The sequence below is a fragment of the Acinetobacter sp. CIP A162 genome (assembly GCF_000367905.1).
GTDB lineage: Bacteria > Pseudomonadota > Gammaproteobacteria > Pseudomonadales > Moraxellaceae > Acinetobacter > Acinetobacter lwoffii.
Genome location: NZ_KB849159.1, coordinates 920362 through 934593, shown reverse-complemented (window position 1 = coordinate 934593; position 14232 = coordinate 920362). Strand labels below are relative to the sequence as shown.

At 40.6% G+C, this 14232-nt stretch carries 18 protein-coding genes and 2 pseudogenes; 6 read left to right on the top strand and 14 right to left on the bottom strand.

All coding sequences use genetic code 11. From position 1 onward, the window contains the following. Positions 1-38: 38 nt before the first annotated feature. The 6 genes from F995_RS10910 to F995_RS10885 all read right to left on the bottom strand — a co-directional run bounded on the left by F995_RS10910 (position 39) and on the right by F995_RS10885 (position 5095). Positions 39-407 (bottom strand): hypothetical protein, encoded by a 369-nt coding sequence (locus F995_RS10910; RefSeq protein ID WP_004280221.1) that lies wholly within the window; start codon positions 405-407, stop codon positions 39-41. Further along, a complete protein-coding gene (locus F995_RS10905) occupies positions 408-770 on the bottom strand; it encodes an immunity protein Imm33 domain-containing protein (protein WP_004646887.1) in 363 nt (120 codons plus the stop codon). A 129-nt stretch (positions 771-899) separates the two neighbouring features. Beyond that, positions 900-1502 carry a nitroreductase family protein gene (locus F995_RS10900; RefSeq protein ID WP_004280217.1) on the bottom strand — a complete coding sequence of 201 codons (603 nt, stop codon included), beginning with the start codon at positions 1500-1502 and terminating at the stop codon, positions 900-902. Positions 1503-1933: 431 nt separating this feature from the next. Then, positions 1934-2425, bottom strand: coding sequence for a hypothetical protein (locus tag F995_RS10895; protein ID WP_004280216.1), 492 nt, complete (start codon positions 2423-2425; stop codon positions 1934-1936). Between the two features lie 126 nt (positions 2426-2551). Further along, positions 2552-3946 (bottom strand): class II fumarate hydratase, encoded by a 1395-nt coding sequence (gene fumC, locus F995_RS10890; protein WP_004280213.1) that lies wholly within the window; start codon positions 3944-3946, stop codon positions 2552-2554. 138 nt (positions 3947-4084) lie between these two features. Continuing rightward, positions 4085-5095 (bottom strand): NAD-dependent epimerase/dehydratase family protein, encoded by a 1011-nt coding sequence (locus F995_RS10885; protein WP_004280212.1) that lies wholly within the window; start codon positions 5093-5095, stop codon positions 4085-4087. Positions 5096-5165: 70 nt separating this feature from the next. Between F995_RS10885 and tusD the strand changes: the two genes are divergently transcribed. Genes tusD through F995_RS10865 form a run of 4 tightly spaced genes read left to right on the top strand, consistent with a single transcriptional unit; the run spans position 5166 to position 6557 of the window. Further along, complete coding sequence (gene tusD, locus F995_RS10880; RefSeq protein WP_004280211.1) at positions 5166-5534, top strand: sulfurtransferase complex subunit TusD; 369 nt, start codon at positions 5166-5168, stop codon at positions 5532-5534. A 44-nt stretch (positions 5535-5578) separates the two neighbouring features. Then, positions 5579-5929, top strand: a complete 351-nt coding sequence (locus F995_RS10875; RefSeq protein WP_004280210.1) for a hypothetical protein — start codon at positions 5579-5581, stop codon at positions 5927-5929. A gap of 17 nt (positions 5930-5946) precedes the next feature. Further along, the gene (locus F995_RS10870; RefSeq protein WP_004646886.1) at positions 5947-6231 is read left to right on the top strand and encodes a DsrH/TusB family sulfur metabolism protein; all 285 of its coding nucleotides are present in this window, start codon (positions 5947-5949) and stop codon (positions 6229-6231) included. A gap of 14 nt (positions 6232-6245) precedes the next feature. Beyond that, positions 6246-6557 (top strand): TusE/DsrC/DsvC family sulfur relay protein, encoded by a 312-nt coding sequence (locus F995_RS10865; protein WP_004280207.1) that lies wholly within the window; start codon positions 6246-6248, stop codon positions 6555-6557. A gap of 115 nt (positions 6558-6672) precedes the next feature. Here the strand turns inward: F995_RS10865 and F995_RS10860 are convergent, their stop codons facing one another. The 3 genes and pseudogenes from F995_RS10860 to F995_RS10845 all read right to left on the bottom strand — a co-directional run. Beyond that, complete coding sequence (locus F995_RS10860) at positions 6673-7155, bottom strand: hypothetical protein (RefSeq protein WP_004280206.1); 483 nt, start codon at positions 7153-7155, stop codon at positions 6673-6675. 69 nt (positions 7156-7224) lie between these two features. Further along, a pseudogene (locus F995_RS10855) lies at positions 7225-8425 on the bottom strand (YncE family protein). A 244-nt stretch (positions 8426-8669) separates the two neighbouring features. Further along, a pseudogene (locus F995_RS10845) lies at positions 8670-8996 on the bottom strand (aminoacyl-tRNA deacylase); the annotation flags it as partial. Between the two features lie 166 nt (positions 8997-9162). Here F995_RS10845 and F995_RS10840 point away from each other — a divergent pair. Then, positions 9163-10380 carry a tyrosine-type recombinase/integrase gene (locus F995_RS10840; protein WP_004646883.1) on the top strand — a complete coding sequence of 406 codons (1218 nt, stop codon included), beginning with the start codon at positions 9163-9165 and terminating at the stop codon, positions 10378-10380. 1 nt (position 10381) lies between these two features. After that, positions 10382-10630, top strand: coding sequence for a hypothetical protein (locus F995_RS10835; protein ID WP_004646882.1), 249 nt, complete (start codon positions 10382-10384; stop codon positions 10628-10630). Between the two features lie 67 nt (positions 10631-10697). Here the strand turns inward: F995_RS10835 and F995_RS10830 are convergent, their stop codons facing one another. From F995_RS10830 to F995_RS10810, 5 genes are all read right to left on the bottom strand, one after another. After that, on the bottom strand, positions 10698-11774 hold the full coding sequence (locus F995_RS10830) for a helix-turn-helix domain-containing protein (protein ID WP_026055751.1): 1077 nt from the start codon (positions 11772-11774) through the stop codon (positions 10698-10700). After that, positions 11771-12391, bottom strand: coding sequence for a hypothetical protein (locus F995_RS10825; RefSeq protein WP_004646880.1), 621 nt, complete (start codon positions 12389-12391; stop codon positions 11771-11773). The genes F995_RS10830 and F995_RS10825 overlap by 4 nt, the downstream gene beginning before the upstream one ends. Positions 12392-12832: 441 nt before the next feature. Beyond that, a complete protein-coding gene (locus F995_RS10820) occupies positions 12833-13231 on the bottom strand; it encodes a hypothetical protein (RefSeq protein WP_004646879.1) in 399 nt (132 codons plus the stop codon). Beyond that, a complete protein-coding gene (locus F995_RS10815; protein ID WP_004646877.1) occupies positions 13232-13777 on the bottom strand; it encodes a glycoside hydrolase family 108 protein in 546 nt (181 codons plus the stop codon). Continuing rightward, positions 13774-14145, bottom strand: coding sequence for a hypothetical protein (locus F995_RS10810; protein WP_004646876.1), 372 nt, complete (start codon positions 14143-14145; stop codon positions 13774-13776). Before F995_RS10810 ends, F995_RS10815 begins: the two co-directional genes overlap by 4 nt. Between the last annotated feature and the right edge of the window lie 87 nt (positions 14146-14232).

Sequence of the window (14232 nt, the reverse complement as noted above, 5' to 3'; positions counted from 1 at the left end):
CTGCGAAAAACTTTCAAGATAAAAAAGTAGTTTATAACTTATTCTACTTCCCTATTTTTACAAAATACGCTCGCCGTCATTCCAGATTTAGTCAAACTTTGATCCTGCCGCTCAAGAAAATTTCTGGCAATCATAGACATCGTAGGTGCCATATTCAGACTGCTGTTTTCTTCGGACACCTTTTGAATATCCTGATAGGCTTTCAGTCGCTTGCAGAAAGCCTGGCGTTGAGTTTGGGCATCTGCCTTTTGATCATCTTCATCTAAAATATGTTTGGTTTCATTCACGATTTTAGTCTGTGCTGAAATAAACTCATCATAGGCACTTTGTGAAAGCGGCTGTGCGAAGACTACGCTACTCAGTCCTAATAATAATCCAGCACAAATGAAAGATGATTTTTTTAGCATTTAAATTTCTTCTTTCCAGACATCTTCATAATCATCGGCATCGATCATGAAACGAAAACCTGTTTCCAGAGCCAGATACGGTAAAACTTCTGGTGCAATGTCCTGTAATTCACGTACTGTCATGGTTTCAAAAGTTTCTTCACTTGAAGGTTCTCCACCATAAATATACCAGCTAATATTTTCAGCCGTTTCAGGCTTTTTACGGATGCCGACAATCGGATCTTGTTTCAAGGTATGTACGGCCACCGCAACAACATCATCACCCGTGACTTCAACATAAGCCGAGCCTACTTCTTCACAAAGTAGTTTTTGCTCTGCGATCAGTTCTTGTAAAGGTGATAGGTTTTGCGTGTTTTTCGACATTCGGTCTTACTCATCAATTTTCATTAGCACGCTATTTTAACTTAATTTTAATGAAGCTGATTGGGATTTCATCGAGATCTAAAAAATATCTGCCCTTAAACCGTGTTAAGTGCAGATATGGATCTCAGCTTATTGGAATACTTTAAAGCGCTCTTCATCTGCCAGATAATCTTTGGCACGTGGCTCGCCTTCTATCGAACCAAAGACCAACTGTGCACGCAACTTCCAGTTCGATGGAATGTCCCATTCCGCATGTACCTGTTCATCCACGATCGGATTGTAATGCTGCAATGATGCGCCCAGACCTTCTGTATGCAATGCTGTCCAGGTTGCAAATTGTGCGATCGCAGTCGAATGCTCTGCCCAGATTGGGAAGTTATCAGCATAAGATGGGAATTGTTCCTGTAAGCCTTGTACGACTGTGTGATCTTCAAAAAATAAAACGGTACCTAGCCCTGCCGCAAAACTTGCCATTTTTACTGTGGTTTTTGCAGCACTTTCTTCATCTTTAGCATAGCTTTTTAATTTTTCTGCTACAAAGCCCCAGAACTTTTCATGTTCTGAATTGAATAAAATGACGGCGCGTGAAGACTGAGAATTGAAAGAAGATGGGCTTTGCTTAATTGCAGTCTGAATCAAATCAGTTAAATGTTCAGGAGATTGTTCAACATTCTTGGCAATGGCATAAATAGTACGGCGTTTAGTAATTAAATCTAAAAACTGATTCGACATTTTTGAAAATCCTGGGATATATCTTCGGGAAAATTTGAACCTTCAGTTATTTTTATGAAGGATAGCTAATCAATGGAGCTTTTGCTTTAACGTGAGATAAAGCCTATATACCTTAAAAAATAATGGACTCAATTACTAGGCTATTTAATTGATATTTTTATATATTTTTTAGCTAAAAATGATCATTTTCATCTATTTTTTGAACAATCGTTAAAACTACTGCCCTATGCGAGTGCCTGACGCTAAACAATGGTTCAACATGCGCTATTATTGATCAAAATTTTAAGAATGAAAAAGTTCAATGACCATATTTAATATTGCTTAGGCTATTTCAAGAGATCATGCATCATGAAATAAATCTCATATTCCAGATAAAATTAATCCCCCAAAATTGGAGGATTAATTTTATAATTAAAAGCTAAAAAACCGATTTAAAACTTCGCGTTCAGCACCTGAGCAGATACTTTAGTCTTCCAGAGCTCACGTAAAATCGGTAAATAGAATTTCTCACCGAGTTCCACCAGTTCTGCATCAATCAGAGCATGCATCTCATGCATAAACAAATAATCCAGTTCAACTGTGGTTAGTTTAGTCTGCTGTTTTTGATAGTCTTTGCGTTTCTGTTGGGCTTGTTTAACCAGACGATCCGCAAATGCTTTATCTTTAAACTGGGTAATTGCTTTTAATCGAAGTTCGATAATACCCCATCCAGTTAAGAACATCTGGAAGGTTTCAAAATCATCGCTGGTCGATTCCCAAGACATTTCTTCCAGATTTTCATTATCGGGAAGCACAGGTAAAAGAAGTTCCATCACACTTGGGAAAATCTTTTTGAAATTCAGAATAAATTTAACAGGATGCTCACCTGGATAATCCTTGAATTGCACCTTTCTTTGAACATCTGTTAAATAAATATCAAGCATAAAACAATCATCAGTGGTTAATCTCATCTAACATTATTGTACGCAACTCTGCCTGAGATAAAAACCACTGCTGACTATTCCATGATAAAACAGGCGTAAAGATTGAAAATAAAAGTGCTCCGGCCCTTATTTAGCATTCGGTGAGACCATCTGTTCAGGACGCACCACTTCATCAAACTGTTCAGCGGTGACTAAACCCAGTTCAACAGCCACCTGTTTTAAGGTTTTTCCTTCCTTATAAGCTGTTTTGGCAACCTTGGCTGCATTCTCATAACCAATGACCGGATTCAATGCCGTGACCAGCATTAAAGAATCATGCAGGAAATGTTCAATTTTCTCATGATTCGGCTCAATGCCTACGGCGCAATGATCATTAAAACTGTTACACGCATCGCCTAAAAGCTGGATGGATTGCAACAGATTATAGGCAATGACCGGCATAAATACATTCAGTTCAAAGTTACCTGATGCACCTGCCACGTTAATGGTGGTGTCATTTCCGAGAACTTGCGCGACCACCATCGTCATCGCTTCACTTTGCGTCGGGTTCACCTTACCCGGCATGATGCTAGAACCCGGTTCATTTTCAGGAATACGCAATTCACCAAAACCACAACGTGGCCCGCTGGCTAGCCAGCGAATATCATTGGCAATCTTATTCAGGCTAACCGCTAAAGTCTTTAATGCACCAGAAGCAAATACCGCAGCATCACGGCCTGCCAAAGCCTCAAACTTGTTTGGCGCAGTTACAAATGGCAAGCCAGTTAATTGTCCCAGGGTTTTAGCAGACTGAACGGCATAATCAGGATGGGCATTCAGACCGGTACCAACCGCTGTACCGCCTAATGGTAATTCATATAGTCCGACCAATGCCTGTTCTAGACGAAGAAGCCCATGATCCAGCTGAGAGACATAACCGCTGAATTCCTGCCCCAAGGTTAAAGGCGTAGCATCTTGTAGATGTGTCCGGCCAATTTTTACAATATCGGCAAAATCCTGAGATTTGGCATATAAAGTATCGCGTAAACGTGTGACAGCCGGAATTAAAAGTTCATTAATCTGCAAGCTCGCAGCCACATGAATCGCAGTTGGAAATGAATCATTGGTAGATTGGGCACGATTGACATGATCATTTGGATGAACCGGTTTTTGTGCCCCTAAATGATTGCCCAATTTCTGGTTGGCAATATTGGCAATCACCTCATTACAGTTCATATTGCTTTGTGTACCTGAACCAGTTTGCCAGACTACCAGTGGAAATTGACTGTCCCATTTCCCGCTGATGACTTCATCTGCCGCATCCACGATATAGCGTGACAGTTCTTGGGGAATCTGGTTTAGCTCGGCATTGGTCAAGGCAGCCGCTTTTTTGACGAGTCCCATGGCACGAATCATTGGCCGTGGCAACCGCTCATTGCCAATTTTGAAATTTTGCAAGCTACGCTGAGTCTGAGCGCCCCATAAAGCCTCACTCGGTACAGCCACCTCTCCCATCGTGTCATGTTCAATACGTGTTTGCATGTTCAACCTCAATTCTTCTTGCCTGTTACGGATCTTAGGAATTTCTATATCAATGATTTAATCTATTTATTTAAAGTAATCGATTACAGTATCAATGTAAATGATAATTATTATCAAATATAAGCTAAGTTCTCTTACTTACTGCCCTCTGAGCATATTCTGATAAAACAACCATTCATCCTCAAGCATCTTTCTGAGTGATCGCTGAGGTTGCCAATGTAGGATATTTCGCGCTTTTCCAATGTTCGCCCCCAATTGATCCATTTCCGCATGTGGGTATGGCAGAGCATCCATGGTTTTGATTGCAGACTGAGTCACTTCAGCCAGTTGATCTAGCAAATCCTGTATGGAAATCAATTCACCGGCAATATTAAAGGCTTCACATTTTAATTCCTGCTGTTGTGATAGCCATTGCAAGGACTTGATCACGGCATCACAACAGTCTGCGACATGCAGAAAACTGCGTTCTACTGTGCCATCCGCAGTATGGGCCTGACGGCGTAATTCCAGATATTCACGTTGCTGTGCAGCGACCTGCATCGCCAAAGGCAAAATATTTTTCGGTAAAGGTGGCACCGCTTCCCCCAGCACACCGTGTTCAAAGGCGCCGGCGATATTGGATAGACGTAGGATCGCAATCCGCCATTCATTATCAGTTTTGGCAGTATCCCGGATAATTTCCTCAACCATTTGTTGCGATTTGATATAGGGATTCGGATAGGTATAGTTAAAAGGCAGATCTTCGCTTAAATCTGTGCCAGATTGTCCATATACCGCCAGACTGGATAAATGTACCAGATGACGCACTCCGGTACGTTGCATGGCACGCATGAGACTCATAATACAGCTGACATTATCATTATAATATTCAAGTGGTTTTAATACTGATTCTTCCAGTGACTTAAAACTTGCGGTATGTACCACAGCCTGAATCGAATGCTGCTCAAAGACTTTGTTCAATGCTGGGGTATTGCGAATATCAATCTTGATAAAAGGTACGTACATGCCGGAGATAAACTCAAGACGCTCCAGAGTCTGTAAGTTCGCATTGGCCAAATTATCGACCACAATGACCTCTAGTCCTTGTGCTAACAGACTTAAAGCAATATGTGAGCCTAAAAAGCCTAATCCACCCGTCACTAAAATCATTTATACTACCTACTTTCTGATGAAGCCAAGATCAATCTGTTGCTATTGATCAAGCCTGTAGTGAATTTCGATGAGCACCTTAATTCTTGTTACCTCCGCACCGACTTCCATTTATGCCTGGCATGCCCTGGGTTTGGCTCAGGCCTTGCAAGATAAACAGGAAGCATTCCGTGTATTCTTCTATCAGGACGGCGTATCGGTCGCAAATGCACTGCAATGGGTACCCGACGATCAACGTCATCTTACACATGCATGGCAAGCGCTACAGATTCGCCTCCCGGTCTGTGTAAGTGCAGCATTGGCACGTGGAATTACAGATCTGGACAATGCTCGACGTCACAATATTCAGCAGCATAATCTGGCAGATGCCTTTGAATTGGTCGGTTTAGGTGAACTTGCCGATGCTGTTCAGTCCTCACAACGTCTCATTCAATTCTAGATGTTTCATTTTTTAGAATGTGTTGCTTTTCCAAGGAATCTTGTGTGAAATCTGTACTTGTTATATTAACCCAAGCCAATCTGACCAGTCTGCAGGTGCATGAAAGCCTATCGGCTACGATGGTCCTGGCAACTTTTGGCGCAGAAGTTAAAGTCCTGCTACAAAGTGCTGCCCTCAGTTTGCTGCATTCAGACCTGCAATTTGACCAGGTGCATCATGCATTCAAACTGGCATCAAATATGGTCGACAGTTTCGAGTTTTATGATCTCACTCCGATTCTGATTGAGAAAAAAAACCAGCATTCCTCATTTGTGGCACAGAGCGAACAAGAAATCGAATTTATTGAGCTTAATTCTGAATTTATTCAAAGCTTTGATCATGTGATGTATTGGTAAGGAACAAGGATATAAAAATGTCAAATCACACACTTTATCTGATCCAATCCAGCTATTCGGCAACAGCGCAGATCCTAGAGCAACTGGCTCAAACTTATACAATGGGTGATCAGGTCGTACTGATGGGTGAAGCGGTTTTGCTGCTAGAGCATTCATTTCTTCAAAGCTTGCCGAAAATTCACATACTGAAAAATGATGCGGAGTTATTAGTACAGCCTTTGCCTGATCAGATAAAGCTTTTGAATTATGCGGATTTTGCAGATCTTTGCCTCGAGTTTAATCGCTGCATTTCAATGAAATAATAAATGAGTTAGATATGAATTTAGAATTGGATCAAGATGGCCATCTGGTTGACTATACCATCTGGAATGAAGAAGTCGCTCAAGTGCTGGCCGATAGTCTGGAACTGAGCTTAACTCCTTGGCATTTTGAAATTCTGCAAGCGGTACGTCAGTTCTATCAGCAGTTTGGTCATTCACCAGCAACACGACCACTGATTAAATTTTTAATGAAAACTGTCAGTGCCGATATCAATAATGCCATGCTTCAAGAAAAGTTTAATACTGGTCTGGTGGCCCGTCACTTAAGCCGTTTGGCTGGTGTACCCAAGCCTGCAAATTGTTTATAAAGATACTTAGCTTTCTATAGTGTGTATTTAAAGGCCCAGATCATTTTTTGGGCTTTTTTTTATGAGAGCAATTTTCAGACTGAGAATAATGAAAGATACAGCTGGATCTAATTCGTCAAGTTCGAGTTTGTTCTAATACTCGCAACGCCCGATGCAATTCATGATCCATTTCAGGCAGAACTTTAATCAGAAACTCAATTTGTGCTTTCGCTTCGGCCTTGCTCACCAGTTGGGCCTCTACCAGTTTTTGCTGCTGACTGATCAACAAACTGACTTGTTGAGGATTTGGTCGTTGTCCCTCACTTAAAGCGTTAATGATCTGAGTAAAGTCCAGATATAACTGTTCTTGTTGCTTTGATAATTCGCTTTGCTTTGCAACCGTATCGTTCTGTTTCTTCTTCGTAGTTTGACTATTCTCAGGAGAGTTAACAGATATATAGCTTGCCGATTTTTCAACTGGCAGGACCGGATCAGAATGGGTCTGATCAGTAAAATTCGTCCGATAGATTTCTTGTCGTACCTGATAACCAATACCCACTAAAGTCCCAAACAAGAGCAATCCGATCATTACATAGAACAGAATTGTTTTATCATTCATTTTTATGTCCTCAGCTCAACAAAGACAACCTTTATCAAAAAGCTGTCTTTTTCGCTAATCGACGATTGACTACGGCGTTGACCAGTCTGCTGGTGCATAACCAATCCGAACGCGTTGTGGATGATTTCCTACCGGTACACTCAGCACTTTATTGCCTGTGGCAAAATCAATCACTGTGACTACATCTGTTTCACTTTCTGAAATTACACAGCTACGACCATCCGGGCTTCGCGTTGCCCAATAAGGTTTATCTGCAGAAATCAGTTTCCCGGCTGTCAGTGTTTTGCGATCTACAATCGTAGCGTAGTTATCCATGGTACCGGCGACACAGAGCTTTTCACCATCAGCACTGATTGATAGGCCATGATGACGCGAATCATTCACCCATTTTGTCCGGTCTTTCGGAATACTGTCACTGCCAGGCAGCTGTCCGATCCGGCTAATCTTGTTCTGATTCAGATCGTACTCAATCAGCCCATTAAAAAATGAAACCTGGGCATACAGTTTGGTTTCATCCTTACTAAATACCATTGGTCGTACTGAGTTGGACAAATCTTTTCGACCAAATGCATCCAATGCAGGCCTGAAATCGATTTTTCTTACCACCTGATGCGTATTGGCATCTGCGATAGTGATAAAACGCTTACCTTTAGTAAAGTCTTGCCACTGTGCATCCATCGAGGTTTCAACATTGCCGATGGCAGAGTTCAGGATCTTGTTGCCGCCATCGAAGTAAATGTTTTCATGCGGTTTATCGCCAGTGCTGAAACGGCCCAACTCTTTACCGGTATGGATATCCAGTACATGCACCACATTTCCTGAAGATGCAGATACGGCGACTCGTTGCCCATCTGGTGATACCGCCATATGGTCGGCACGGAAGCTTTCAACAGGCGTCCGCCAGTTAATCTTGCCGGTTTTGATATTAATCGATACCACATCAGCGAAACTTGGGCGCGATGCAACGACTGACTGACCGTCTGGTGTCGAGTACATATCATCCACCAGCTGGTCATTGCCTTCACCAGCTGTAGTCTGAATAAGTATAAGCAATCAGTTTGATTGGATTCAGGTGAATTTCCTTAAGGCGCTCTTTACGGTCAGGAATCATGTTAATGACGCCTATTTTGCCAAAATCACCCGATGGACGAATCACGGTTACTGTGCCATCCCAGTTATTTCCGACAAAGAAAACCTGCTGTGAATTGGCAGGTGCTGCTAAAGACGAAGTAGCGGCCTGTACACTCGGCAACGCAGAAAGCATCGCCATTGCAGATAATGTCAGACAGAACCGTGGTCATTTTTTATTTTGAATTTTCATCCATTATGCTCCGCATCATAATTTATATTTTTGTTTTCATTCCTTGTTGTGTACACAGTCAGGCTGTGTTTTAACTTATCTAATATACAAACGTATAAAATGATTTACTGTTATTTCCGACCAAAAAATATGCAGCCATTTTAAATCTATCACTTCAGGTTCTATGAATTTAGGTGATCATCGTACTTCGATCTTATGTATCCAGTACATCGACAAACTGTGCATTGAGCACATTGGCAAGATCAGCTGGTTTTATTCCGATATCCAAGCCTCTTTTACCGCCACTGACATAGATCGTATTCAACTGTTCTGCGCTGGCATCAATCACCGTTTTTAATCGTTTCTTTTGACCAATGGGACTGATTCCGCCGACTAGATAACCGGTCAAGCGTTCTGCATGTTTAGGATCTGCCATCTGGAGTTTTTTGCATCCTACGGCCTGCGCTACTTTTTTCAGATTGAGTTGATGATGTACCGGTAAGATGGCAACAAAATACTGTTTTTCATCCGAAAACAATATTATATAAAGCTAGGCAAATCTAAACAAATTTTAAATTATTGTATTTATTATAAATTAAGCACTTATAAAACCAAAACAAATCTAAACACTATATGCAAAATCTTATTTTGTGAGTAGTATTGTGAGTAATTTTTCAAGTTACTCATATTTTATTTAGGTTACTCACATGCTCACCGACACCAAAATTAAGAGCCTTAAACCAAGAGATAAAGCATATCGTATTGCTGATCATAACGGGCTTTGTATTGAGATTAGACCTACAGGTACAAAACTTTGGCGCTATCGATACCGATTTGAAAACAAGGCCTCAATGTTAAGTTTAGGGGAATATCCACGGGTAAGTCTAGCAGAAGCAAGAAAGAATCGTGATGAGGCGAAGGCTCTACTCAGTGAGGGCAAAAACCCGGCTTTAGCCCGCAAAGAAGAAAAAGTCATACAAAGTGTGAAGAATGCAAATACATTTAAAGCCGTTGCTGAGGAATATATTGCCGATATCTTAAAAAACAGATCAGAAAAATACGTTGGAAAAGTAAGATGGTCTCTTGATACGGATATCTACCCAGTAATTGGAGCCAAGAGTGTTGCTGACGTGACTGCTGCAGAAGTCCTGTATATTGCAAGATCAACCATCACTCGTGTTCGGACAACAGGCGCTAGAGGGACTGGTGAAGTTACCGCAGCAAATAATATTAAAATTATTGGTGCTGTTATGCGGTATGCGATCGCCACTCTAAGAGCTGAGAATGATCCAACTTATGCAGTACGTGGTTCCATCAATCGTCCAGATGTCGAGCATGCTCAGCCACTATCAAAAGAGCAGCAGGTGCAATTTAGAAAGGGGGTTGATAAGTACCATGGCACAGCAACAGTTAAAAATGCCTTACTCACTTTAGCTTATACAATGCTACGCTCAATCGAGATTAGACGTATGAAATGGGAGTATGTCGATTTTGAAGAAAGAATTATTACTTTCCCGATTTCAACACGAAGTAACTCTCAGGAAAGAACTATGAAAAAGAATAGGATCCACTTGGTTCCTATGTCTGATCAACTGTTCAATGTACTCAAGTCTCAATATGCTGAAACAGGCAACAAAGAGTATGTATTCTCAAGTGCATACAGTAGCGCTACCACAATCGGAAGTGCTACATTGAATAGTGCTCTAAAGAAAATAGGACTTAAAAACTCGACATCACACGACTTTCGGGCAACCGCGAGTACTATCTTAAATGAACTTGATTTCGATGATGACTGGATTGAAAAGCAACTTGCTCATGCCGAGCAGAATAAGGTAAGAGCATCATACAATCACGCTAAATACATTAGTCAACGCCGGAAAATGCTACAAGACTGGGCTGACATAGTTGATAAATGGGGGCAATAAAATGCAGACTAAAAAATTCGATCCAAATAATTTACCAAAAGCTTTAACAGATGAGCAATTAACTCAGAAGCTGATCCCTACCCGCTTTATTCCAGAAAAACCTGAAGAGCTTAAGGATAAGAATGTAGTCTATGTTTTTGACAGTTCTGATTCATTTAATCTGACTTATGATGAATTGGTAGAAATTGTAAGTAAAGCACGAAAATTTGGGCCTAGAATGGTGCCAGTATTGGGGACAATTGGAGATTAAATTTTGAAAAAAGCCATGTCGCATAAATATTTATGCAGCATGGCTTTTTTTTGATAAGAGTATCTATTTATACGACTCTTAAATGTGTTTTCTTTCTTACAATATTTAATGAATATAATTGATCAATATCTTCTTTAGGAGTATGAAGCAAGTTAACAAGATCATCTATTGAATACTCCAAATCATTTTGATAATAATCAAAGATCTGGTCTATCGTAAGAGCTTTTTCTTTTGGGAAATCAAGCTCTGTAGGTTCTCTTGTTCGATATCCTAATTTAGTCATCTGAATCCAAAGATACTTCTTTTGTGATGGTGTTAAAAGTCCTTCCCTATCTGCAGTCATCAGAAGTGAAGACATAGAAACCCGCCATATCATTTTTAATGTGGCTAACTTTTCCAGTGTTATTTTTCCAGAAAGTTGCCCTCTAATATCCTTGGAAGGCATCAATAAAGCACTAGCAAAGCGATTTGCTTCATCTTCCATATCTTCTGAAGGAATTTTATGCATAATTGCATGCCCAAGCTCATGAGCAAGTGTAAATCTTTGGCGATCCGATGGCATGTTTTTATCAATAAAAATACATGGATTTAATCCAGGAACTTTTAAAGTAACTCCAGAAACCCCCTCTTGGGAGAAATCACAATGAAAGACCAAACAACCAGCACGCTCAATATATTCTGTTAGATTCCTTAAAGGTCCATTAGGAATTAACCATGTCCGTCTTACAAGCTCAGCAACTTTTTCAGGTGTTTCATAAATATCCAAACTTAAAAAAGGCAAAGGTAGATCTTCCTCGAATTCAATAGCCTTAATTAGTTTCACGGAATTAAAAATTCGAATATTTAATTCAGCTTCTAATTGCTCTATTGCCTTTTTTCCAAGTGAAGCATTTTTTCTGTACATTGGATGCACACTTAAAGGCAAACCAAACGGCTTGTAGCTTTCGAAAAAAATTGACTCAGGAAAATTTAAAACCTTAGAGAGTTTTGTAATAATTTCTTCATTGGGCTCTAATAGTCCAGCTTCCAGTTTAGACAGAGTTCCCTGCGACATGGAAGTTTCCTTAGCCAGAGCGGTTTGCCCAAAGCCTCTATACTGCCTTAATATCCTTAACAACTCAGGATTAAAGGTCACATTACTCACATCTCACCTACCGCTTTCTTTCTAACAGTTTCTGTTGATTTTCCTTTAAAGCGTCGTTTAGCTTTAGGTTCACTATCAACAGTATTATTTGAAATATTACCAAGTTCGACAAATGAACTTTGAGTACTGACTAAACTTGTATTCCAAACCAGTGCACTCTTGTCTCTTGCGATCATTTTAATATTATCAATTTGAGTAGCTGTTTTATTTAAAGAATAAACAACTTCAACACGAGGTATATCGCTTGCGATACCACCCTCTGCTAACAAATTATAATCTAATTCAGGATCATGAAAGCTTTTTGCAGATTTCGTCTGAACATTTTTACTACGACCACTTTTGTCAGCTAGCTTAAATCGAAATACAATTTCTTGTTTTACAACAAAAAGAACTGTTGTGCCTTTATCTAAAATATATACATCTCTATTTCCCTTGAATTTATCCTTAAGAGAATCCATCACTGTTTCCCAAACAAATGTAGCCCTTCCTCTCGAAGACCATTTTCCAAAAAATGGACTACCAAGCCATTCCATCCATGCACTTCTAATAGATTCAATAATTATATCTGCATAAGGATTAATTAAATCATGTGCGCGAATCTCTTCTGCTAAAGCCATACAACTCTCTTAAGGAATAATTTATAAGTATTTATACAACCTTTTTTTACTTTTTAATAGTTTTTTATTCCAAAAATATTCCTAACTATTTTTACTCCAACCAAAACGCTCAATTAGGAGTTTGTTCTTGCAACCAGGCAACCTTAATTTCTTGTTGTAACATCATGACCTCAAGGTGATTTACCTTAAGTTTAAATCCGCCATTTACGTCTGGCTATCCCCACCAAATCAACCAGCGCAAAATTCTCACACCTAATGATGGCTTAGCTTTTACTCGAATTACCTGATCTTCCTGCATAGTTACCCCACAAAAAAGACCTTCAACTTGAAGGCCTTTTAATAGCTTGATTTAAAGCACGTTTGGCTTGAGCACATTCAACATACATTCGGCGATCTTTTACCCAGGCTTTCAGCACATAACCACCATCACCCAATTCAATCTCAGGGAGGTCGGGACAGTCCTGAGTCAGATTCGCCGGCAGGTTCCATGCGACCGGCTTCGTTGAGGATTGACACGCCATCAGCATCAAGACACACGTTACGAAAAACAGGGCGTTCCGTGATTTTCTCAACTTTGTTGTTAATGACTTCCGTGTGCACTCGATCCTGACCTTTAAGTTCTTCATATTGACCACTCACTTTATCAGCGCGGCTACGTTGTTCACGTTCCGCATCTACATAAGGTTTAATTGCTTTTGCAATATCGGCTTCGCGCTGTTCTTCACTGCGCTCAAGTGCAATGTGCTTCCATGCACCAAAGGCAACTGCTAGGGCAAGTAAGGCCAGCAGCACCACAATCACAGCTTTATAGAATTGGGCTAAAAAGGCATCTAGTACCATTTAAATCACCACTCGATTCGAGATCCATCCAAAGAAAAACTGCTCCTGGCTTGGGTTGCGTTCACAAATTTCAATGTAACGATTGCCCTGCAAAATATTTAAGACTTTCAATAAGGTCTTTTCGCCTTCCTTGCCACGCTTGGCCAAAAATGTTTTTAATGCACCTAAGGTAGCCGGACCATATACACCATCTGGTACCAAGTCAGGCCAACCACCTTTACCCTGGTTGTTCAATAGGTTTAAGGCGCGCTGCAAAGTAGGCTTGGCAAAACCAACACCGCAGTTCACGCTTGTATCAAGCAATTCTTCTGCAACCAGTGGACTAAGTGCATTCACCTGGTTAAAACGCGGTACTATCCAATATTGTTTGCGGTAAATATCTCGCGCAAGTGATTCAGGCAGATCCTTCATGTGGCCCTTATAACCGTTTTGACGCGCTACAGCTTCGGTAATACCGTACTTTGTTGCTCCGCCTCGATCCGCAGGATTATTTACATAGCCACCTTCACGGCGGATGAGTTCATTTAAAAATTGTTCAATATTCATTTCTTCCCATTCCCCCAAATTGCTAAAAATGCCGCTTTAATTTCATGCAGCACTTCGGACATAGATTTCCCCTGCAGTAACGCAACAGACTGATAAACGATGCCGATCCCAAGCAAGCCAAATACTGCAAAGAACAGCATGATTGCGCCTTGGTACATCGTAGATACGTGGAGTAAGTTGAAATATTCAATGAAAGCCGAACCACCATACAAACTGACAGTTACACTGGCCATAAACTTGACGATGACATTCAGTGAGACTTCTATCTTTCCGTCTTTATCAATGTCACCACTTAGGACCAGTGCCAAGATTGCACCAACAACTGCGGGTACGATCTTGATGATCCAGGGGATGGTGTTCTCTTGCATAACGCTCTCAATACAAATTCTGATCTATTGATGCATCATTGACTTTTTACAGATAGTTACGCGAACCCTACACAGGAGCATTTAGCC